Below are 21,701 nucleotides of genomic sequence, written 5' to 3' on the forward strand. Positions count from 1 at the left end.
GTCTTAGGATGAACATCTGACCCGTCCCCCGGCAAACCGCGAGAAACTCGTACGATGGAACTGCCGTTCTTCCATCTCTACGGTGAGCCCCCCGACCCTCGCGCGTTCAATTTCGTCCATGCCGAGACCATCCCGTCGCGCTGCTCGCTCCATGACTGGCGGATCTGCGTTCATCGCCATGCCAATCTTCTGCAGATCCTCCTGATCGAGCACGGCGGCGGCGAGGTCCAGTACGAGACCTCGACGATCCCCTTTCACGCCCCCGCCATCATCGTGGTACCTCCGACCATGGCTCACGGGTTTCACTTTCAATCGTCGACGAGCGGCTGGGTGGTCAGCTTCACGGAGGACGTGGCACGAACGTTCGGGGATGCTGCGGGCGACACGGTCGCGCGCCTGAAGCGGCTGACGATGGCCCCCGTGGTTTCGATCGCGGAGAACGACATGGCCCGCCTGTCCGACCTGAGTGCGCGCCTCAGCGAAGAGCGCCTGCTCTCCCGCGAGGGGTTCCATGTCGCCGTGAACAGCTACCTTGCCCTGATCGCAGTTGAAGTCGGGCGTCTGGCGATGGGCCGGGGCGGCACCGCAGCCCATTTCAACGACGCAGTGATCGAAAGACTACTCGAGCTGATCGAAAGTCATTTCCGCAGCCGGCGGCTGCTAAACTTTTATGCGGCGAAGCTCGCGATGACGTCCGACGGCCTCAACAAACACGTGAAGCGCATGACCGGGGTGACGGCCGGACAGCTGATCAGGCGGCGGGTCGTCACCGAAGCAAAACGGCAACTGGCGTTCTCGGATCAGCCGATCAACGAAATCGCATATGATCTCGACTATGCGGATCCCTCGCACTTCGTGCGGTCCTTCCGCAAGGAAACCGGTGTCACCCCGCGAACCTTTCGCGCCAATGCCGGTCGCTTGGCCTGATCGCCTGCCAATCCCAAATCGCGCCGCGATTGCGCGTTGCCGCCGATGGCCTCGACGTCTCAAGCGGTTTCAATGTACCAGACCCGCCCCCGGGGCTACTGTGCATGGGGTTGTTTTGCAGGTTTTGCGTCCGCCTCACAGCCACGGCGCGGGCGTGTCCATCGCGATCAGCTGCTCGACCTCCACGCGCGGGCGCACCACGGCGTACTGATCGTCCTTCACCAGCACCTCCGGCACCAGCGGCCTTGTGTTGTAGGTGCCGGCCTGCACCGCGCCGTAGGCGCCTGCGGTCATGATGGCGAGGAGATCGCCGGGCGCGGGGGTCGGCAGCGTGCGGTCGAGCGCGAGATAGTCGCCGGTCTCGCAGACCGGGCCGACGACATCGGCGGTGATGGTGGCGGCGCCCGCGGCCGGCTGCTTCACCGGCAGGATGTCGTGATGCGCCTCGTACAACGTCGGGCGAATGAGGTCGTTCATCGCAGCGTCGATGATGACGAAATTCTTGCCGTCGCCGTGCTTCACATAGATCACCTTGGCGACCAGGATGCCGGCATTGCCGACGATCATGCGGCCCGGCTCGAACATCAGCGTGCAGCCGAGATTGTGGCTGACGCGCTTGACCATGGCGGCATAGGCGGCCGGCGCCGGCGGCGCCTCGCGGTCCATGTCATAGGGAATGCCGAGGCCGCCGCCGAAATCGACGTGGCTGATGTTGTGGCCGTCGGCGCGCAACGTCTGCACGAATTCGGACAGGATGCGGAACGCGGTCTCCATGCCGGAGAGCTCGGTGATCTGGCTGCCGATATGCACGTCGGTCCCGGTCACCTCGATGCCCGGCAACTTGGCGGCGCGGGCATAAACTTCACGGGCATGCGCGATCGGGATGCCGAACTTGTTCTCGGACTTGCCGGTGGAGATCTTGGCGTGGGTGCCCGCATCGACATCGGGATTGACGCGGAGCGAGATGCGCGCGGTCTTGCCCATCTCGGTGGCGATGCGGGACAGCAGCTCGAGTTCGGGCTCGGATTCGACGTTGAGACAGAGGATGTCGGCGGCGAGCGCGGCGCGCAGCTCGGTTTCGGTCTTGCCGACGCCGGAGAACAGGATCTTGTTCGGCGGAATACCGGCGGACAGCGCGCGCTTCAACTCGCCGCCCGAGACCACGTCGGCACCGGCGCCCAGCTTGGCCAGCGTGCGCAGCACCGACTGGTTGGAGTTCGCCTTCATGGCGTAGCAGACCAGCACCTTCTCGCCGGCGAAGGCCTCGGTGAAGACGCGATAGTGCCGCTCCAGCGTCGCGGTCGAATAGCAATAGAACGGCGTGCCGACGGTCGCGGCCAGCTCGGACAGGTTCACCGCCTCGGCGTGCAGCACGCCGTTGCGATAGTCGAAATGGTTCATGGCTTTAGGCTCGGTTGTCCCGGCTTATTTCTTGCCGGGAGGTTCGTCCAGGAGCGGGTCGAGAATAAACGGTTTCTTCCGGCCCTTGGCCGCCGCGGGCTCGGCCTCCGCACCTGATGAGGTGGGATTGAACATGCTCGACGTCTTCTGGGCTGCGGTCTCGGTGTCGGCAGGCGCGGCGCCGTTGGCCGCAGGCGCGTTGGTGGCGGTCGGCGGCAGATCCAGCGGACCTTTGCGGCCGCAGCCGGCAAGCGCAAGCGCTGTCAGGCTCAAGACAATGATGGCCCACCCCGAACCGGCCGGGCGAAACTTTGACGTCACGACGAAATCCCCACTACGCGCGGTGCACCATACAGAGATTGGCCCGCTCTGGCGAGGGCCGGATGACCATGAAACATCAGCGAAATTTTACCCTCAGCCCAATTTTCGCTCTTTTTCCAGCCGCTTCAACCAGCCCTTGGCCTGGGCCGTCACGTTCTTCGGCGCGGTGCCGCCGAAGCTGGTGCGGCTCTTCACCGACGATTCGACCGAGAGCACGCCGAACACGTCCTTGGTGATTTTCGGCTCGATCGCCTGCATCTCCTTGAGCGGCACCTCATGCAGTGCCACCCCGCCCTCGGCGGCCTTGGCAACGATGCGGCCGGTGACGTGATGGGCGTCGCGGAACGGCATTTTCAGCGTCCGCACCAGCCAGTCGGCGAGATCGGTCGCGGTGGCATAGCCCTCGCCTGCAGCGGCCTTCATCTTGGCTTCGTCGGGCACGAGGTCGCGGACCATGCCGGTCATGGCGCGGATCGCGAGCGACAGCGCGGCAAACCCCTCCATGGCGCCCTGCTTGTCCTCCTGCATGTCCTTTTGATAGGCGAGCGGCAGGCCCTTCATCACGATCAACAGACCGTTGAGCGCGCCGATGACGCGGCCGGTCTTGGCACGCACCAGCTCGGCCGCATCCGGATTGCGCTTCTGCGGCATGATCGAGGATCCGGTGGTGAACTTGTCGCTGAGCCGGATCATGCCGACCAGCGGCGAGGTCCAGATCACGATCTCCTCGGCAAAGCGCGACATGTGCACAGCACAGATCGAGGCTGCCGACAGCGTCTCCAGCACGAAGTCGCGGTCGGACACCGCATCGAGCGAGTTCGCCATGGGACGGTCGAAGGCAAGCGCTTTCGCGGTGGCGTGGCGGTCGATCGGGAACGAGGTGCCGGCGAGCGCGGCGGCGCCGAGCGGAGATTCGTTCAGGCGCTTGCGCGCATCCTGGAAGCGGCCGCGATCGCGCGCGGCCATCTCGACATAGGCGAGCAGATGGTGGCCGAAGGTCACCGGCTGCGCGGTCTGCAGATGGGTGAAGCCGGGCATCACGGTGCCGGCATGCTCCAGCGCGCGCTCGACCAGCGCCTGCTGGAACGCGGCGAGCGCGGCGTCGGTCTCGTCGAGAACGTCGCGCACATAGAGACGAAAATCCGTCGCGACCTGGTCGTTGCGCGAGCGCGCGGTGTGCAGCCTTCCGGCGGCGGGGCCGATCAGCTCGGACAGGCGGCTCTCGACATTCATATGGATGTCCTCGAGCGAGCGCTTGAATTCGAAGCCGCCCTTGCCGATTTCTGACAAAATCGTGTCTAGACCCTTGCCGATATTTTTCGCATCAGAGCCCGTGATGATGCCCTTCGCGGCGAGCATCGCAGCGTGAGCCTTGGACGCGGCAATGTCCTGGGCGTAGAGGTGACGATCGACGTCGATGGAGACGTTGATCTCTTCCATGATCTCATCGGGACGTTCCGAGAACCGGCCGCCCCACATCTTGTTGCTCATGATCCCCTGCTCACGCCTTGATTTGCCGCACGTTTGCTGGCCGGTGCCAGCCGTATTAAGAGGTCCCTGATAGCCATATCTGCGACCGGATGACAAACGATATGCTCGACAAAAAGCCCTCCGCCACGCGCCGGGTCCCCCTCGTCATCGCCGCCGTGGCGGTCGGAGGGTTGGCCGCCTTCGCCGCGCTGTACGGGCTGGGCCTGAGCCGGGCGCCATCAGGCGATCCGACCTGCAAGCCAGCTGTGGCCACGGCGCAGAAGATCGCCCCGCTCGCCCATGGCGAGGTGGCGGCGCTGACCATGGCGAGCGCCCCGCTGAAGCTGCCCGACCTTGCTTTCGAGGACGCCGACGGCAAGCCGAAAAAGCTGTCCGACTTCCGCGGCAAGACGCTGCTGGTGAACCTCTGGGCGACGTGGTGCGTGCCGTGCCGGAAGGAGATGCCGGCGCTGGACGAGCTCCAGGGCAAGCTGTCGGGCCCGAATTTCGAGGTGGTGGCGATCAATATCGACACCCGCGACCCCGAGAAGCCGAAGACCTTCCTGAAAGAGGCCAATCTGAGCAGGCTCAGCTATTTCAGCGACCAGAAAGCCAAGGTTTTCCAGGATCTTAAGGCCGTAGGCCGCGCCCTGGGCATGCCGACCTCGGTGCTGGTCGATCCGCAAGGCTGCGAGATCGCGACGATCGCGGGGCCGGCGGAATGGGCGAGCGAGGACGCGCTCAAGTTGATCCGGGCGGCAACCGGCAAGGCCGCCGCGTCACTCTAGGAATGGTTCAGGCGGTGACGTTGAGATTGCCGCCGACGCCGGCACCGACATTGGCGAGCGAGGGCTGACCGGCGCCGAGCAGCGTCAGGACGGTGGCCTTCTCCATGTCGGCGTTCTGCTTGGTCAGCGTCGCCGCAATATTCGACTGCAGCGCGCCTTGCTGAGCGGCCAGCATGGTGCTGACCATTGCCATCATGTCCATTACGCGAACCCTCGTACCGGCCGTAACCTAGGCGCGAGAGGTTAACGCGACATGAAATGTCACGAAGCGGGTGCCAACCGAGGCAATGGTGCCGTAGGGTGGGCAAAGCGAAGCGTGCCCACCGCCTGTCTCGATCATGGAGAGATCGTGGGCACGGCGCAAGCGCGCCTTTGCCCACCCTACGGCACCGCCGCCTTAGCGCGTCGGAACCGGCTTGGCGCCGCGGTAGTCGTAGAAGCCGCGCTGGGTCTTGCGGCCGAGCCAGCCGGCCTCGACGTACTTCACCAATAGCGGGCACGGACGGTACTTGGAGTCGGCGAGGCCCTCGTGCAGCACCTGCATGATGGAGAGGCAGGTATCGAGGCCGATGAAATCGGCAAGCTCGAGCGGGCCCATCGGATGGTGCGCCCCGAGCTTCATCGCCGCGTCGATCGCCTCGACATTGCCGACGCCTTCATACAGCGTGTAGATCGCCTCGTTGATCATCGGCAGCAGGATGCGGTTGACGATGAAGGCCGGGAAATCCTCGGAGACCGCGACCTGCTTGCCGAGCTTGGCGACGAACTCCTTGGACGCCTCGAAGGTCGCATCGTCCGTGGCGATGCCCCGGATCAGCTCCACCAGCTCCATCAGCGGCACCGGATTCATGAAGTGAATGCCGATGAAGCGCTCGGGACGGTCGGTCGCGGCGGCGAGCCGCGTGATCGAGATCGAGGAGGTATCGGAGGCGACGATCGCCTCCGGCTTCAGCACCGCGCAGAGCTCGTGGAAGATCTTGCGCTTGACCTCTTCCTTCTCGACCGCGGTCTCGATCACGAGGTCGCAATCGGCGAGATCGTCGAGCTTTTCGGCGGCCGTGATGCGCGCCATCGCCTTGGCCTTGTCGTCCTCGGAGACGGCCTTCTTGGAAACCTGTCGCGCCAAATTGCCGTTGATGGTGGCCATGCCCGACTTGAGGCGATCGGCCGAGACGTCGTTGAGCACCACATCGAAGCCGGCCAGCGCCGCTACATGCGCGATGCCATTGCCCATCTGACCCGCGCCGATCACGCCGACCTTCTTGATCACTGCCGCCATCTTGTCATCCACCGGAACGGCGCGCATGTCGCGCCTGCCTATCCCCCGAGCCGGGAGGTCCGATTTAATCAGAACCTTGGCTCGAAACCTAGATTGGATCGCTTCGAAGGCGTGCCCCACACCAAAGAAAACGCCTCAAAAAAGCAACACCGGCCGGAGTTTATAGCTCCGGCCGGTGTTTTTGGCTCGTTTTACTTGCCGAGCTTGCCGAGTTCGGCCGTCAGCTCCGGAACCGCCTGGTAGAGGTCGGCGACCAGGCCGTAATCGGCGACCTGAAAAATCGGCGCGTCCTCGTCCTTGTTGATCGCGACGATCACCTTGGAGTCCTTCATGCCGGCCAGATGCTGGATGGCGCCGGAAATGCCGACGGCGACATAGAGCTCGGGCGCCACGACCTTGCCGGTCTGGCCGACCTGCCAGTCGTTCGGCGCATAGCCGGCGTCGACCGCCGCGCGCGAGGCACCGACACCGGCCCCAAGCTTGTCAGCGAGCGGCTCGATGTATTTGGCAAAATTCTCGCGGCTCTGCATGGCGCGGCCACCGGAGACGATGATCTTGGCCGAGGTCAGCTCGGGACGGTCGCTCTTGGCGACCTCCTCGCCGACGAAGGTCGACAGGCCGGGATCTGCGGCCGCCGCGACGGTCTCGACCGGCGCGCTGCCGCCTTCACCGGCTGCTGCGAAGGTCGAGGTCCGCACCGTGATGACCTTCTTGGCGTCCTTCGACTTCACGGTCTGGATGGCGTTGCCGGCATAGATCGGGCGCTCGAACGTATCGGGCGCGACCACCTTGATGATCTCCGAGACCTGCATGACGTCGAGCAGGGCGGCGACGCGCGGCATCACGTTCTTGAAGCGCGAGGTTGCGGGCGCGACGATCGCGTCATAGCCGGAGGCCAGCGAGACGACCAGCGCGGCCAGCGGCTCGGCGAGATCGTGCGCGTAGAGGTCGCCGTCGGCGAGCCGCACCTTCTTCACGCCGGCAAGCTTGGCAGCGGCATCCGCCGCGGCCTTGGCGTTCTGGCCGGCCACCAGCACCTCGACGTCCGCGCCGAGCGCGCTAGCTGCGGTCAGGGCCTTGTTGGTCGCATCCTTGAGCGACGCATTGTCGTGTTCGGCAATCAGAAGCGTCGTCATCAGAGCACCCCGGCTTCGTTCTTGAGTTTCGACACCAGCTCGGCGACGTCCTTGACCTTGACGCCCGCCTTGCGGCCCGCCGGCTCCGTCGTCTTGAGAACCTCGAGACGCGCGGCGACGTCGACGCCGTAATCGGCGACGGTCTTGTCCGCGATCGGCTTCTTCTTGGCCTTCATGATGTTGGGCAGCGAGGCATAGCGCGGCTCGTTGAGACGCAGATCGGTGGTGACGATCGCCGGTCCCTTCAGCTTCACGGTCTGCAGACCGCCGTCGACTTCGCGGGTGACCTTGAAGTCGGAGCCTTCGACCTCGAGCTTCGAGGCGAACGTCGCCTGCGACCAGCCGAGCAGCGCAGCCAGCATCTGGCCGGTCTGGTTGCTGTCGTCGTCGATCGCCTGCTTGCCGAGGATGATCAGGCCCGGCTGCTCTTCTTCCGCGATCTTCTTCAGGATCTTGGCGACCGCGAGCGGCTCGACTGCGCCTTCCGCCTTTACCAGGATGCCGCGGTCGGCGCCCATGGCAAGACCGGTGCGGATCGTCTCCGACGCCTGCGCCGGGCCAATGGAGACCACCACGACCTCGGTGGCCTTGCCGGCTTCCTTCAGGCGCAGCGCTTCCTCGACCGCGATTTCGTCGAACGGGTTCATCGACATCTTGACGTTGGCGAGTTCAACGCCCGATCCATCGCCCTTGACGCGGACCTTGACGTTGTAATCGACCACCCGCTTTACCGGCACTAAGACCTTCATCGATCCTCTTTCACTCAATTTGGGAGGGGGGTTATCAACTGGCGCGGAACCTAAAGGCCTGATCTGCCCCGGTCAACGCGCGAACGGGCCTAATTTTGGCCTTCTGAAATGCGGGCTCGATGGTCAGCGATTCTGGCCGGGAACCCAGAGCACGTCGCCAGCACCATTCCCATTGGCGGCTCGGCTGGCCACGAACAGGAAGTCCGACAGGCGGTTCATATATTGGATGCCAGCCGTGCTGACCGGCTCGCCGGGTCGTGCCGCCAGTTCCACGATGATGCGTTCCGCCCTGCGGCATATTGTGCGCGCGACGTGGAGATGAGCCGCAGCTGGCGTGCCGCCTGGCAGCACGAAGGAGGTCAGCGGCTTAAGCTTGTCGTTGAGCGCGTCGATGTCGCGCTCGAGCCGCTCGACCTGGCTCGCCACCACCCGCAGCCGCTCCGCTTTGCCTTCACGCTCGGGCACGGCGAGATCGGCGCCAAGATCGAACAGATCGTTCTGGATGCGGCCGAGCATCGCGTCGAGCTCGGGCGTGTCGCCGGTATGGAGCCTGACGACGCCGATGGCGGCGTTGGTCTCGTCGACGGTGCCATAGGCTTCGATGCGCAGATCGTATTTCGGACGCCGCTCGCCGGTTCCGAGCGCCGTCGTGCCGTCGTCACCGGTCTTCGTATAGATGCGGTTCAACGTAACCATGTCAGCGCCCCATCGCCCAGACTGCAGCCATGGCGATGACGATCGCCACGAACTGAAGCAGCACGCGCCAGCGCATCAGCTTTTGCGAGGTGTTGGGCGAACCGCCACGCATCATGTTGATGAGGCCGAGCAGCAGCACCAGCGCCACGGCGCCGACCGCGATCGGCAGGATGAAAGTCGTGAGGATAGATGCCATTGGGGGTAGATAACACCGTGCGCGCCGGTCCGCCATGGCGCTCCGGGGTGCTTCGCGATCTGGCTTTTGGGGCAATAATGTCAGAAGGTAGCGAGATGACCTCCGATTTGCGCCGCTCGCCTCCCCTCACCTCTCTCCGTGTGCGCGGAGAGAAAGCGGCGGTATAGGTCGCGCATGAAAGCGATCCGCTACATCTACGTCGTCGTGGAGGATGCGTTCTACACGTTCCTCGCCGACGACGGCTGGGCGATCGCAAGCCACATCGCGCTGTCGACGCTGATGGCGCTATTCCCGTTCCTGATCGTGCTGACCTCGCTCGCCGGCTTCTTCGGCTCCAAGGAACTCGCCGACCAGGCCGCCAGCCTGATGCTGCAGATCTGGCCCAAGCAGGTCGCCGATTCGATCTCGGGCGAGGTCCACGACGTCCTGACCACGACCCGCACCGGCATTCTGACCATCGGCGCGGCGCTGTCGGTCTATTTCGCCTCCAACGGCGTCGAGGCACTCCGGGTCGCGCTCAACCGCGCCTATGCGGTGGTGGAGATGCGGCGCTGGTACTGGCTGCGGCTGGAATCGATTGCCTATACGCTGATCGCAGCTTTCACCGCGCTTGCCATGGCGTTCCTGATCGTGCTCGGCCCGCTCCTGATCGAAGCGGCGCGACGCCATATCCCGCTGTTCGTCGAGTCGAACGAAAGCATCCTGACCTGGCTGCGCTACGGCATCACCATCAGTGCGCTGGTGGTGGCGCTGATCATCCTGCATGCCTGGCTGCCGGCGGGACGGCGCAGCTTTTTCCAGATCCTGCCCGGTATCGTCTTCACCATCGTGGCCTCGCTGATCTCCGGCGTCGTGTTCGGACAATATCTGGCCCGCTTCGCCAACAACTACGTGACGATGTATGCGGGGCTCGCCTCGGTGATCATCGCGCTGGTGTTTCTGTACTTCATCGCCGCGATCTTCGTTTACGGCGGCGAGCTCAACGCCGCGATCATCAAGTCGCGGCTTCCTCACGGCGTGTCGCTTCAAGCAGCGCAGTCGCTAGCGCCCGCGGAGACACAGGCTTGACCAGGAAGGCGTCGGCACCGGCCTCGCGTGAGGCCGCCTCGTCCTCGCCGCGCCCGGAAACTCCGATGATCGGAATCCGAGCCAGCGGCGCCGGCATCGTGCGGATCCGCCGGATCGCCTCGACGCCGTCGATGCCCGGCAGCACCATGTCCATCAGCACCGCATCGAACGCGCCTTGCGCCAGCCGGCCGACGGCGTCCTCGCCGCGCCCGATGAACTCGGCATGATGGCCGAGCTCGGTCAAAATGGTGTTCAGCACGACGCGTCCGAACGGGTTGTCCTCGACGCTGAGGACGCGCAGCGCCGCGACCGCTTCTGCATCCGCTTCGCCTTTCGTTTTGCGGGATTTGCGCGGTCCTGCCGCATCGAGCGACACCGTCAGCGTGAAGGTGGCGCCACCGCCGCGGCGTGGTGCGACGGCGATGTCGCCGCCCATCACACGCGCCAGCTGCTTGACCGAGGATAGGCCGAGGCCAGCGCCGCCGAAGCGCGAGGCAATGGTGACATTGGCCTGGGTGAACGGGCGGAACAGTCGCTTGATCTCGGCCATGGTCAGGCCGATGCCGCTGTCGGACACCGCGAAAGCAACGCCGACCCTGCCTTTGGCTTTGCCCTTGGCGGGACGCCACGGCTCGACAGCGAGCGCCACGCCGCCCTGGTCGGTGAATTTCACGGCATTGTCGATCAGGTTCTCCAGCGCGGCGCGCAGGCGGACGGGATCGCCGACCACGAGGCCGGGCAGCTTACTGGAGATCTCGACCTCGGCCTTCAGCCCCTTGGCCGCGGCACGCCCCGCCAGCGAATCGCCGGCGTTGCGGGCAAGCGTTTGCAGGTCGAACAGGTCCTGCCGCAGCGTGCTGCCGCCCTTCCCCGTTCTCGCAGCATCCACGAACAGCGTGGCCAGGCTCGCCAGATGCTCGGCACCGGCCTTGATGGTGTCGGCCCAGCGCCGTTCCCGTTCGCCGAGATCGGAGGTCGCGAGCAAATCGCTGATCGCCAGGATGCCGGTCAGGGGGGTGCGGACCTCATGGGCAAAGGCGGCGAGCGCCGCCTGGACCACGTCTGGCGCGACCGCCTTGCGCTTGCGCACCTGTCCGGCCGCCCCGGACCGCTTCCGAGGCGGTCGGCTGGACGTCCGCGTAGAGTGCGCTGGGCGCTTTTTCGCCGCCATGAATCCCCTTCGAAGTATCCCCTTCGGACCCCTAGGCTGTCTGTTGAGCATGGCACGCCCAAACACCTGGAGTCACGGCGACGTTTTGCTAACCCCCAGAGAAACTTAACCTAATCCCACCAGCTGACGGATGCCGGCAGGCGTGATGCCGGCCGCGCGCAATTCGCGCAGACCGGTCGAGCGGCTCGATTTCGAGAGCTTCCGCCCCTCACCGTCGCAAATCAGCCGGTGATGGCGGTAGGCGGGTTCGGGCAGGCCGAGCAGGACCTGGAGCAGGCGGTGCACCGAGGTGGCGTGAAACAGGTCCTGGCCCCGCACGATCTCACTGACACCCTGGAGCGCGTCGTCGACGACGACAGATAGATGGTAGCTGGTCGGTGTCTCCTTGCGGGCCAGGATCACGTCGCCCCACGCCTCGGGACGGGCGGGGACGATGCCGCGCTCTCCGTCGGGGCCGTCGCCGAGTTCGTTCCAATTCAGTCCGGCGGCGCGCTGACAGGCGGCCGCCATGTCGAGCCGTAGCGCGTAGGGCACGCCTGACGCGATCAGCCGCGACCGCTCGTCGGCAGGCAGCGATTTGGAATCGCCAGGATAGAGCGGCGCGCCGTCGGGATCGTGCGGCCACAGACCATCCGCCTCACGTGCGGCAACGAGCCTTGCGATCTCGGCGCGGCTTTCGAAGGCGGGATAGACGAGGCCAAACGCCGACAGTCTGTCCAGCGCGGCGCGATAATCGGCGAGATGCTCCGACTGCCGCCGCACCGGCGTCTCCCAGGTGATCCCAAGCCAGGCGAGATCCTCGTAGATCGCCGCCTCGAATTCCGGCCGGCAGCGCGTCGCATCGATGTCCTCGATCCGCAGCAACAGAAGCCCCCCGGTCTCGCGCGTGCGCTCGAAATTGAGCAGTGCGGAATAGGCGTGGCCGAGATGCAGGACGCCGTTGGGGCTGGGGGCAAATCGGAAAACGGGTGGCATCAGGCAAGCCGGAACGGAAGGGTCGTGCCGTTCTCGCGTTCAAGGCGCTCCACCACGCCGCGGTAAAACGTCCCTGCCCGCTGGATCATCTCTTCCGACGCACTTGCCGCACCTGCCTCAAACAGTCCGCGGGCAAGCTCAAACTCCGAATCGATGAAGCTCGCCACCGCGCGCGGCAGAGGTGCCGAGCCGAGTTCGTGCGTCACCGCCTTCCGTTCCATCAGGCCGACGATTTCCGCCGTCAATTCGCTCGGCGGGTCACACTGCTCCATAAGGGTCGGAAAATGCATCGGCGCAACGGCCTCAGCCGGATGCAGGCGCAGCCATCGTAAGGCGGCAGCAGGGCGAAGTGCATAGAAGATCTTCTTTTGCGGAACACTCGTCCCGTCACCAAAATAGACCCGTCGCTGCCGCTCGCCGAGATGAAGATAGTGACGGCAGACGGCCTCCCGGCTCGCCGCCTCTCTGGCAAACGCCAGAAACTCGTCGCGAAACCACGCCTGCCCCCGGTACACGACCGGCGGGCACAGCCATTCCACGATCACCGCGTTGCCCTTCAACAGGAGCTGCAGAGCCTTGCGCAAATCCCATCCATTGGCGTCGAGATCGCCCTCGAACGGGAGCTCGATGACATCGCGACTTGCCCACGGCGTAATGTGATCGACCGCGCGGCGCACATAGACAAAACGGCAGTCATAGTCGCTGTCGGGAGAGGCAAAGCCCCAGGCCCGGCTTCCGCTTTCGATGGCCAGCGGCAAGAAGACACGATGCTCATCGAGGACGCGGTCGAGCATGGCATCGATCAAGGCGACTTTCTCGTCGTCCATCTCCAGAGGAATATGTCTCAAACTCATTCAGCGCTTCCGAGATCGCGATAGTATCGTCTTAATCTTATCGTCCCGAGCCGTCCACAGGACGCGAAATCCGCATTACTGCGAGCTGATATCACCATGACCATCCACCTCGAAACCCAGTCCGACCTCGAAGAGGCCGTCCACGCGCTGATCAAGCGTGACCCGCGCCTGAAACCGGTGTTCGAGATCGCGGGCATGCCGGCGTTGAGGCGGCGCGAGCCGGGCTTTGCGGGCCTTGCCCACATCGTCTGCGGGCAGCAGCTCTCGACCGCGAGCGCCGCGGCGATCTGGGGGCGGCTGTCGGCGGCGTTCGATCCGTTCGACCATGACACCGTGGGCCGCGCCCGCGCCGACCGGCTGGGGCGGCTCGGCCTGTCGGCCGCCAAGATCAAGACGCTGAAGCATCTCGCGCGCGAGATCAGAGCGCAGCGGCTGAACCTCGACGTGCTCGCCGAGGAAGATGCCGACGCCGCGCATCATACGCTGATCGCGCTGCCCGGCATCGGCCCCTGGACCGCGGACCTCTATCTGTTGTTTTGCCTCGGCCACGGCGATGCCTGGCCGGCGGGCGACCTCGCCGTGCAGGAGGGCATCAAGATCGGCCTCGGCCTTCAGGCGCGGCCGACCGAGAAGCAGATGGCGCCGCTCGCCGAACCCTGGCGTCCGCTGCGCGGGGCGGCGGCGCATTTGTGGTGGAGCTATTATCGCGCGGTGAAGAAGCGCGAGGGCGTGCTGGCCGGGTCGAACTAAAGCGCGATGCGATTTGGACGACTCGCCATCGCGCTTTAGGTTGTTGTCCAAGCATGATCTTTTCGGAAAACCGCTGCGCACTTTTCCGGATCATGCTTTAGCCCCGCAGCCGCTCGCGATCGGCGCGGGCGCATTCGGCCACGAAGTCGACCACGGCGCGCACTGCCGGGAGCTCGACGAGGTCGGGATGGGCCAGCAGCCACAGGTCGGCCACGCTGGCGAGCTTCTGCGGAGCGACGCGCACGAGGTCGGAATAGCTTTCCGCGACGAAGCACGACAGCGCGGAGATTCCGATCCCGGCGCGCACCGCCGCGAGCATGTCGCCCTGCGAGGAGCAGCGCATCACGACCGTGCCCTGGCGCGTGATCGCATCGCTCCAGCGCGCCAGTTGCGCATTGGAATCCTGATCGGCAAAGCCGATCACGCTGTGCCCCTTCCACTCGCCGCTGCGCTCCGGCAGGGATCGGCCCGCGGCATAGTCGCGCGAGGCATAGAAGCCGGTGCCGAGACGGCCGATCTTGCGGCCGACCAGATTTTCCTCCCCGCTGTCCAGCGGCCGCAGCACGACGTCGGCTTCCCGGCGCCGCACGCTGGCCGGAAACGGATGGGTGATGATTTCGAGCCGGATGTGATCATGCGCGCTCAGAAAGGCGTGCAGCCGGGGCATCAGCCAGTGCGAGGCCAGCGTCGCCCCGATCGACAGCTTGACGGTTCCGCGCGCCTTGCGCCCGCCGGCGCCGACGGCGGCCTCGGCGCGGAGCGCGGCAGTCGCCATCGCCTCGGCATGCTCGCGCAAAGTACGGCCGTCGGCGGTGAGCACGAAGCCGTCGGCAGCGCGGGCCAGCAGCTTGGTGCCGAGCTGCGCCTCCAGAGCCGCGATCTTGCGGCTGACGGTCGGATGGCTGGCATGCAGCCGCCGCGCCGCGGCGGTGAAGCTGCCGGTATCGGCGACTGCGACGAAGGTCTTGCAGAGGTCCCAATCCACAGGCAGCTCCGTTCAAAGTTGAATACGCGTATGTTCAATCTTGAACGATCCGGCGCGCGCCGTCCAACCCTATAGTGGGGTCAAACCGCGAGGCGGAGCACCCGCCAGCGCGACAATCGACATGGAAGCGCTCACCATCGTCCGAAAGGACCGGCGATGCGCGTCGTCAGGAGGATCGGATGGCACTGCCTGCCCTGCTCAAGAACAATCTGGAGCTGCCGGTCGTCGGCTCGCCGCTCTTCATCGTCTCCGGACCGGAGCTGGTGATCGCCCAGTGCAAGGCGGGCGTCGTCGGTTCCTTTCCCGCGCTCAACGCCCGTCCGGTCGAGAAGCTCGACGAATGGCTGAGCCGCATTGAAGACGAGCTCGGCGAGTACAAATCGCGCAATCCCGGCAAGAAGGTCGCACCCTACGCCGTCAACCAGATCTGCCATGCCTCGAACGACCGGCTGATGAAGGACATGGAGATTTGCGTCAAGCACAAGGCGCCGATCATCATCACCTCGCTGCGGCCGCCGGCGGAGATCGTCGAGGCCGCGCATTCCTACGGCGGGCTGGTGTTCCACGACGTCATCAACGTCAAACATGCGCGGAAAGCCGCCGAGCAGGGCGTCGATGGCCTGATCCTGGTGTGCGCCGGTGCGGGCGGACATGCCGGCACGCTGTCGCCCTTCGCGCTGGTGCGCGAGGTCAAGCAATGGTTTGGCGGCGCGATCCTGCTGTCGGGCGCGATCAGCGACGGTTTTGGCATCGCCTCGGCGCTGACGCTGGGCGCCGACCTCGCCTATATGGGCACGCGCTTCATCGCGACACAGGAAGCCAATGCCGACGAGGTCTACAAGTCCGCGCTGACGCAGCACGCCGCGCACGACATCGTCTACACGAACCTGTTCACCGGCGTGCACGGCAATTATCTCGGACCCTCGATCGCTGCCGCCGGGTTGGACCCGGACAATCTCCCGGCCGCCGACAAGTCGAAAATGAATTTCGGCTCTGGCGGCAACATGAAATCAAAGGCGTGGCGCGACATCTGGGGATGCGGCCAGGGCATCGGCCAGATCACCGATGTCCCTGCCGTCGCCGAGCTCGTCGACCGGATGAAGGGTGAATTCGATCAGGCCCGGCAGGATTTCCTGATGCGCATAAGCGCCTGACGTTTCGCACGATAAGAACAGAACGGGAGGACACCATGAAGCTGGCAGCTGCGTTGATCGGTATGTCGTTGCTGACGCTCGCCGGCGGCAGCGCCCGTGCCGAAGGCACGGGCGAGATCCGCATCGGACAGACCCTGCCCTATAGCGGCCCGGCCTCCGGCTTCGGCGCGATCGGACGGACGCAGGAAGCCTTCTTCGAGAAGGTCAATGCCGAAGGCGGCATCAACGGCCGCAAGGTCAAGTTCATCACGCTGGACGATGCCTACTCGCCACCGAAGACGGTCGAGCAGACCCGCAAGCTGGTGGAGCAGGACGAGGTGCTGATGATGTTCGGCTCGCTCGGCACCGCCACCAACAGCGCCGTGCAGCGCTACCTGAACAGCAAGAAGGTGCCGCAGCTGTTCGTGCTCTCGGGCGCGACCAAATGGGCCGATCCGCAGAAATATCCCTGGACCATGCCCGGCATGGCCGCCTACGAGTCCGAAGGCGTGGTCTATGCCAAGCACGTGCTGCGGGCCAAGCCGGGCGCCAAGATCGCCATCCTCTCCCAGAACGACGATTTCGGCCGCGACTATGTCGCAGGCTTCAAGCGCGCGCTCGGGGAGAGGGCAGCTAGCATGATCGTCGCGGAGCAGACCTATGAGACCAGCGCACCGACGATCAGCTCGCAACTCTCGACCCTGAAGGCCTCAGGCGCCGATGTGCTGTTCGGCGTCGTGCTCGGCAAGTTCACCTCGCAGATGATCAAGGGCGTCGCCGAGATCGGCTGGAAGCCCGAGCTGTTCTTCGTGCCGACCTCGGCCTCGTCGATCTCGTTCCTGGAACCTGCCGGCCTCGACAACGCGGTCGGCCTGATCTCGTCGAGCAACCAGAAGGACACGATGGATCCGCAATGGGCCGACGATCCCGGCGTGAAGGAGTACTTTGCCTTCATGAAGCAATACATGCCGAATGCAGACCTCTCCAATTCCAACTACGGGGCCGGCTATCACTATGCGACGCTGCTGATGACGGTGTTGAAGGCCTGCAAGGATGATGTCAGCCGCGACAACATCATGCGCCAGGCCGCGTCTCTGAAAGAGGTGAAGTTGCCGCTGCTGCTGCCGGGCATGAGTGTGAGCACCGGCCCGGACGACTATCTGCCGTTCCAGCAGCTTCAGCTCCGCCGTTTCAACGGCAAGAGCTGGGTGGGCTTCGGCGACGTGCTGGATGATCGCTGAAGCCAGCGGAATAAGGACAGACCATGATTATCAGCGGCGAACGCCGGATCGGCTATGACGCGATCCAGGCACGCATCAAGCGTGCGGCGAGCGGGCTCCGCGCCCTCGGCCTTGCCGAAGGCGCGCCGGTTGCCATGATGCTGCGCAACGATTTTGCGCTGTTCGAGGTCGTCGCGGCCTCGGCGGCACTCGGCAGCCCGGTGGTGCCAATCAACTGGCATCTCAAGGCCGAGGAGGTCCGCTACATCCTGACCGACAGCGGCGCCAAGGTGCTGGTCTGCCACGCCGATCTGTTGCCGCAGATCCGCAACGGCATTCCGGAAGATGTCCGCCTCCTCGTCGTCGCGACGCCGCCGGAGCTCGCGGCGACCTTCGCCATTCCCGCTGATCTGACCGAGGTCCCCGCCGGACTGACCGATTGGGACTGCTGGCGCGACGGGCATCCGGAAACCCAGGAGCCGCCGCGCCGCGCGGCGGCGATGATCTACACCTCGGGGACCACGGGCATGCCGAAGGGCGTGCGGCGCAGGCCGATGCAGCCCAAGCAGGCCGCCGCTTCCGAACGCGTCGGCGCGATCGCCTATGGCATCAAGCCGCGCCAGGACCAAATCGTGCTGATCAACGGGCCGATGTATCATTCGGCGCCGCATTCCTACGGCATGATGGCGTTTCGCAACGGCTGCACCATCGTCCTCCAGCCGCGGTTCGACGCCGAGGAGCTCTTGGCGCTGATCGAACGCCACCGCGTGACGCACATCCACATGGTGCCGACCATGTTCGTCCGTCTGCTCCGACTGCCCGAGGAGGTCAAGCAGCGCTACGATCTCACCTCGCTGCGCTTCGTCGTGCACGGCGCTGCGCCCTGCCCGCCCGAGGTCAAGCGGGCGATGATCGAGTGGTGGGGACCGGTCATCAATGAATATTTCGGCTCGACCGAGACCGGCATCCCGGTCTGGCACTCCGCGGAGGAGGCACTGAAGAAGCCCGGCACGGTCGGCCGCGCCATCGAAGGCGGCATCGTCAAGATCTTTCGCGACGACGGCAGCCTCTGTGGTGCTGGCGAGGTCGGCGAAATCTACATGCGCCAGACCGCGGTGCCGGATTTCGACTATCACGGCAAGGCGCAGGCGCGCGCCGAGGCGGGGCGCGAGGGTCTCGTCAGCGTGGGCGACGTCGGCTATCTCGACGACGACGGTTATCTGTTCCTGTGCGACCGCAAACGCGACATGGTGATCTCAGGCGGCGTCAACATCTACCCCGCCGAGATCGAGAACGTGCTGATCGCGATGCGGGGGGTGCGCGATTGCGCCGTGTTCGGCATCCCCGACGCCGAATATGGCGAGCGGTTGTGCGCCTGCATCGAGCCGGAGACGGGCGCGCAACTCTCCGCCGCCGCGGTGCAGGCATTTCTGCGCGAGCGGCTGGCCAACTTCAAGGTGCCGAAGGAGATCCAATTCCTGGACGCCCTGCCGCGCGAGGCGACCGGAAAGATCTTCAAGCGCAAGCTGCGCGATCCCTACTGGGCGGACAAGAAGGCGGGGGGCGCCTGAACGCTCTTCGGCCAGCGTCGGCGCGGGCGGAATGCCCAGCCATATTCCGTCCGAGCAAGGCCGCATGCCTGCTTCGCCCGGGTCCCCGGCTTTTGGCGGGCGACGAAACCGTATAGCGTTCGACCTCAGAGGAAACGCCGCGAAGACGGCCTCGAGGTCGCATGCTGGACAGGACGAAGGATATTTCCGTCGCCGCGCAAGCCTGGCTCGATGACTTCGAGCGTATGCTGGGCAGGCCCGATCCCGCCACGCTGGACCGTCTCTTCCTCGCCGACAGCTTTTGGCGCGACGTGCTGGCGCTGAGCTGGAACCTGCAGACGATTGCGGGCCGCGAGACGATTGCGCAGGCGCTGGCCGCGCTCGCGGCCAAGGCGACGCCGAGCAATTTCAAGATCGCGCCCAACCGGGCGCCGCCACGCTGGGTGAGCCGTGCCGGCGCGAATAACATCGAAGCGATCTTCACTTTCGAAACCGCGATCGGGCGCGGCAGCGGCATTATCCGGCTCATTCCTGACAGCGCCGACGGCGATGGTCTGAAGGCGTGGACGCTGCTGACCGCCCTCGACGAGCTCAAGGGTTTCGAAGAGCAACTCGGCATGTTACGTCCGCGCGGCCAGGCCTATTCGCGCGATTTCCGCGGGCCGAACTGGCTCGATTTGCGCAGCGCCTCGCGCGACTATGCGACACGCGATCCGGCCGTGCTGGTGGTCGGCGGCGGCCAGGCCGGGCTTGCGATCGCAGCGCGGCTGAAGCAGTTGCAAGTAGACGCGCTGATCGTCGATCGCGAGATGCGGATCGGCGACAATTGGCGCAAGCGCTATCACGCGTTGACGCTGCACAACCAGGTGCAGGTCAATCACCTCCCCTACATGCCGTTTCCGCCGAACTGGCCGACCTATATTCCCAAGGACAAGCTCGCCAACTGGTTCGAAGCTTACGTGGATGCCATGGAGCTGAACTTCTGGACCGGCACCGAGTTCGAAGGCGGCGCCTATGACGAGACCAGGGGACGCTGGACGGTCTCACTGCGCCGCGCCGACGGCAGCAGGCAAACCATGCATCCCCGCCATGTCATCATGGCGACCGGCGTCAGCGGCATCGCCAACATGCCCGACATTCCAACGCTCGCCAATTTCCGGGGCACGCTGGTGCATTCCAGCCGCTACGAGGACGGCGAGAACTGGACCGGCAAGCGCGCGATCGTCATCGGCACCGGCAATAGCGGTCACGACATCGCGCAGGATCTCTATTCCAGCGGCGCCGAGGTGACGCTGGTGCAGCGCTCTCCAACGCTGGTCACCAACATCGAACCGTCGGCGCAGCTCGCTTATGCCACCTACAATGAAGGCACGCTCGAGGACAATGATCTGGTCGCCGCCTCGATGCCGACGCCGCTGGCGAAGAAGATCCATGTGATGCTGACCGAGCAGTCCAAGGCGCTCGACCAGGAGCTGCTCGACGGCCTCTCTCGCGTCGGCTTCAAGCTCGACTTCGGCGAGGCCGGGACGGGGTGGCAATTCAAATATCTCACCCGCGGCGGCGGCTATTATTTCAACGTCGGCTGCTCCAACCTGATCGTCGAGGGCAAGATCGGGCTCAGGCAGTTTTCCGACATCGAGGGCTTCGTCGCGGAAGGCGCGCGGATGAAGGACGGCTCGACCATTGCGGCCGACCTCATCGTGCTCTCGACCGGCTACAAGCCGCAGGACTATCTGGTACGAAAGCTGTTCGGCGATGCCATCGCGGACCGCGTCGGTCCAATCTGGGGTTTTGGCGACGGCCTCGAACTACGCAACATGTATGCGCGCACTGGGCAACCCGGCCTCTGGTTCATCGCCGGCAGCCTCGCGCAGTGCCGCATCAACTCGAAATATCTCGCGCTCCAGATCAAGGCGATCGAGGAAGGGATCTTGGGGCGGGAGGTAAGCACACCGTAGACCCCCGTCATTGCGAACAAGGAGACCGACCATGCCAGCCTTTCTCGGCACCGGCGAGCATCGCTACCGCGTCGTCGACAATTTCGCAAAGCTGCCGGACGGCTGGGAGCTGACCGACGTCGCTTCTGTCGCGGTCGACAGCCGCGACCAGATCTACGTCTTCAACCGCGGCGCCCATCCGATGGTGGTGCTGGACCGCGAGGGCAATTTCCTGCGCAGCTTCGGCGAGGGGCTGTTCTCGCGCGCGCACGGCCTGCATATCGATGCCGACGACAATCTCTATTGCACCGATGACGGCGACCACACCGTGCGCAAATGCACCACCGACGGCAAGGTGCTGCTGACGATCGGCATCCCCGCAAAGCCGTCACCGTTCATGAGCGGCGAGCCGTTCCATCGCTGCACCCACACGGCGCTATCGCCGAACGGCGAGATCTATGTCTCCGACGGCTATGGCAATGCGCGCGTGCACAAGTTCAGCCCCGACGGCAAGCTGCTCAAGAGCTGGGGCGAGCCGGGCACCGATCCCGGCCAGTTCAACATCGTGCACAACATCGCCACCGATGCCGACGGTTTTGTCTACGTCGCCGACCGCGAGAACCACCGCGTCCAGGTGTTCAACGGCGAGGGCAGATACGAAACGCAGTGGAACAATCTGCACCGGCCCTGCGCGCTGTGCTGCTGCGGCACGGCCAAGAGCCCGACCTTCGTGATCGGCGAGCTCGGCCCCGGCCTCGCCATCAACCGCAATGTGCCCAATCTCGGCCCGAGGCTATCGATCGTGGACGCCAAGGGCAATCGCATCGCGCGGCTCGGCGGCGAGGAGGGTCCGGGCATTGCCAGCGGCAAATTCCTGGCACCCCACGGCATCGCGCTGGACTCAAGGGGCGACATTTATGTCGGCGAGGTCGGCGTCACCAACTGGGAGACCAGCTTTCCGGACCAGGAGATGCCGGCCACGGTGCGCACGACGCGCTGCCTGCAGAAGCTGGAGCGGATGCGGGAGTAGCCAAAGGTAGCGCGCAGCGTACCGGTGAAGGCTGTTCCGCGCCGACCGCATGGCCCTCCCCGGGA

Annotated in this window: 22 protein-coding genes; 9 read left to right on the forward strand and 13 right to left on the reverse strand. The window is 65.1% G+C overall.

Going from position 1 to position 21,701, the window contains the following annotated elements:
• Positions 1-54 precede the first annotated feature (54 nt).
• A complete protein-coding gene (locus IVA79_RS01965) occupies positions 55-927 on the forward strand; it encodes a helix-turn-helix domain-containing protein (protein ID WP_247549972.1) in 873 nt (290 codons plus the stop codon).
• A gap of 135 nt (positions 928-1,062) precedes the next feature.
• Here IVA79_RS01965 and lysA read toward each other — a convergent pair whose 3' ends face one another.
• The 3 genes from lysA to argH all read right to left on the reverse strand — a co-directional run bounded on the left by lysA (position 1,063) and on the right by argH (position 4,140).
• Entirely contained in the window at positions 1,063-2,328 is a 1,266-nt protein-coding gene (gene lysA, locus IVA79_RS01970; protein WP_247549974.1) for a diaminopimelate decarboxylase, read from the reverse strand.
• 24 nt (positions 2,329-2,352) lie between these two features.
• The gene (locus IVA79_RS01975) at positions 2,353-2,649 is read right to left on the reverse strand and encodes a lipoprotein (RefSeq protein ID WP_247549976.1); all 297 of its coding nucleotides are present in this window, start codon (positions 2,647-2,649) and stop codon (positions 2,353-2,355) included.
• A 93-nt stretch (positions 2,650-2,742) separates the two neighbouring features.
• Positions 2,743-4,140: an argininosuccinate lyase gene (gene argH, locus IVA79_RS01980; protein WP_247549978.1), complete on the reverse strand. Its 1,398-nt coding sequence runs from the start codon at positions 4,138-4,140 to the stop codon at positions 2,743-2,745.
• Between the two features lie 101 nt (positions 4,141-4,241).
• On the opposite strand from argH, the gene IVA79_RS01985 reads away from it, so the two are divergent.
• A complete protein-coding gene (locus IVA79_RS01985) occupies positions 4,242-4,907 on the forward strand; it encodes a TlpA disulfide reductase family protein (protein WP_247549980.1) in 666 nt (221 codons plus the stop codon).
• A gap of 7 nt (positions 4,908-4,914) precedes the next feature.
• Here IVA79_RS01985 and IVA79_RS01990 read toward each other — a convergent pair whose 3' ends face one another.
• From IVA79_RS01990 to IVA79_RS02015, 6 genes are all read right to left on the reverse strand, one after another.
• Complete coding sequence (locus IVA79_RS01990) at positions 4,915-5,109, reverse strand: hypothetical protein (protein WP_247549982.1); 195 nt, start codon at positions 5,107-5,109, stop codon at positions 4,915-4,917.
• Positions 5,110-5,304: 195 nt separating this feature from the next.
• Entirely contained in the window at positions 5,305-6,186 is an 882-nt protein-coding gene (locus IVA79_RS01995; protein ID WP_247550542.1) for a 3-hydroxybutyryl-CoA dehydrogenase, read from the reverse strand.
• 191 nt (positions 6,187-6,377) lie between these two features.
• Positions 6,378-7,322 (reverse strand): FAD-binding protein, encoded by a 945-nt coding sequence (locus IVA79_RS02000; protein ID WP_247549983.1) that lies wholly within the window; start codon positions 7,320-7,322, stop codon positions 6,378-6,380.
• Entirely contained in the window at positions 7,322-8,071 is a 750-nt protein-coding gene (locus IVA79_RS02005) for an electron transfer flavoprotein subunit beta/FixA family protein (RefSeq protein WP_247549985.1), read from the reverse strand. The genes IVA79_RS02000 and IVA79_RS02005 overlap by 1 nt, the downstream gene beginning before the upstream one ends.
• 123 nt (positions 8,072-8,194) lie before the next feature.
• Positions 8,195-8,767, reverse strand: coding sequence for a cob(I)yrinic acid a,c-diamide adenosyltransferase (locus IVA79_RS02010; protein WP_247549994.1), 573 nt, complete (start codon positions 8,765-8,767; stop codon positions 8,195-8,197).
• A 1-nt stretch (position 8,768) separates the two neighbouring features.
• Positions 8,769-8,963: a twin transmembrane helix small protein gene (locus IVA79_RS02015; RefSeq protein WP_212079797.1), complete on the reverse strand. Its 195-nt coding sequence runs from the start codon at positions 8,961-8,963 to the stop codon at positions 8,769-8,771.
• 174 nt (positions 8,964-9,137) lie between these two features.
• Between IVA79_RS02015 and IVA79_RS02020 the strand changes: the two genes are divergently transcribed.
• The gene (locus IVA79_RS02020; RefSeq protein ID WP_247549995.1) at positions 9,138-10,031 is read left to right on the forward strand and encodes a YihY/virulence factor BrkB family protein; all 894 of its coding nucleotides are present in this window, start codon (positions 9,138-9,140) and stop codon (positions 10,029-10,031) included.
• Here IVA79_RS02020 and IVA79_RS02025 read toward each other — a convergent pair.
• From IVA79_RS02025 to IVA79_RS02035, 3 genes are all read right to left on the reverse strand, one after another.
• Positions 9,958-11,202: an ATP-binding protein gene (locus IVA79_RS02025; RefSeq protein WP_247549997.1), complete on the reverse strand. Its 1,245-nt coding sequence runs from the start codon at positions 11,200-11,202 to the stop codon at positions 9,958-9,960. The two genes, IVA79_RS02020 and IVA79_RS02025, sit on opposite strands and share 74 nt — an antisense overlap.
• 105 nt (positions 11,203-11,307) lie before the next feature.
• Entirely contained in the window at positions 11,308-12,177 is an 870-nt protein-coding gene (gluQRS, locus tag IVA79_RS02030; RefSeq protein WP_247549999.1) for a tRNA glutamyl-Q(34) synthetase GluQRS, read from the reverse strand.
• Entirely contained in the window at positions 12,177-13,031 is an 855-nt protein-coding gene (locus IVA79_RS02035) for a nucleotidyltransferase domain-containing protein (RefSeq protein WP_247550002.1), read from the reverse strand. Before IVA79_RS02035 ends, gluQRS begins: the two co-directional genes overlap by 1 nt.
• Before the next feature lie 96 nt (positions 13,032-13,127).
• Here IVA79_RS02035 and IVA79_RS02040 point away from each other — a divergent pair, with 96 nt between their 5' ends.
• The gene (locus IVA79_RS02040) at positions 13,128-13,781 is read left to right on the forward strand and encodes a DNA-3-methyladenine glycosylase 2 family protein (protein WP_247550003.1); all 654 of its coding nucleotides are present in this window, start codon (positions 13,128-13,130) and stop codon (positions 13,779-13,781) included.
• Between the two features lie 97 nt (positions 13,782-13,878).
• Here the strand turns inward: IVA79_RS02040 and IVA79_RS02045 are convergent, their stop codons facing one another.
• Positions 13,879-14,766, reverse strand: coding sequence for a LysR family transcriptional regulator (locus IVA79_RS02045; RefSeq protein WP_247550005.1), 888 nt, complete (start codon positions 14,764-14,766; stop codon positions 13,879-13,881).
• Positions 14,767-14,945: 179 nt separating this feature from the next.
• Between IVA79_RS02045 and IVA79_RS02050 the strand changes: the two genes are divergently transcribed.
• The 5 genes from IVA79_RS02050 (at position 14,946) to IVA79_RS02070 (ending at position 21,636) form a co-directional block, all read left to right on the forward strand.
• Entirely contained in the window at positions 14,946-15,920 is a 975-nt protein-coding gene (locus tag IVA79_RS02050) for a nitronate monooxygenase family protein (protein WP_247550006.1), read from the forward strand.
• Between the two features lie 35 nt (positions 15,921-15,955).
• On the forward strand, positions 15,956-17,140 hold the full coding sequence (locus tag IVA79_RS02055) for an ABC transporter substrate-binding protein (protein WP_247550008.1): 1,185 nt from the start codon (positions 15,956-15,958) through the stop codon (positions 17,138-17,140).
• A gap of 23 nt (positions 17,141-17,163) precedes the next feature.
• A complete protein-coding gene (locus IVA79_RS02060; protein WP_247550010.1) occupies positions 17,164-18,690 on the forward strand; it encodes an acyl-CoA synthetase in 1,527 nt (508 codons plus the stop codon).
• 161 nt (positions 18,691-18,851) lie between these two features.
• A complete protein-coding gene (locus IVA79_RS02065) occupies positions 18,852-20,627 on the forward strand; it encodes an NAD(P)/FAD-dependent oxidoreductase (protein ID WP_247550012.1) in 1,776 nt (591 codons plus the stop codon).
• A gap of 31 nt (positions 20,628-20,658) precedes the next feature.
• Positions 20,659-21,636 (forward strand): peptidyl-alpha-hydroxyglycine alpha-amidating lyase family protein, encoded by a 978-nt coding sequence (locus IVA79_RS02070; RefSeq protein ID WP_247550015.1) that lies wholly within the window; start codon positions 20,659-20,661, stop codon positions 21,634-21,636.
• Positions 21,637-21,701 lie beyond the last annotated feature (65 nt).

It is taken from the genome of Bradyrhizobium sp. 138 (assembly GCF_023074075.1).
Taxonomy (GTDB): Bacteria; Pseudomonadota; Alphaproteobacteria; order Rhizobiales; family Xanthobacteraceae; genus Bradyrhizobium.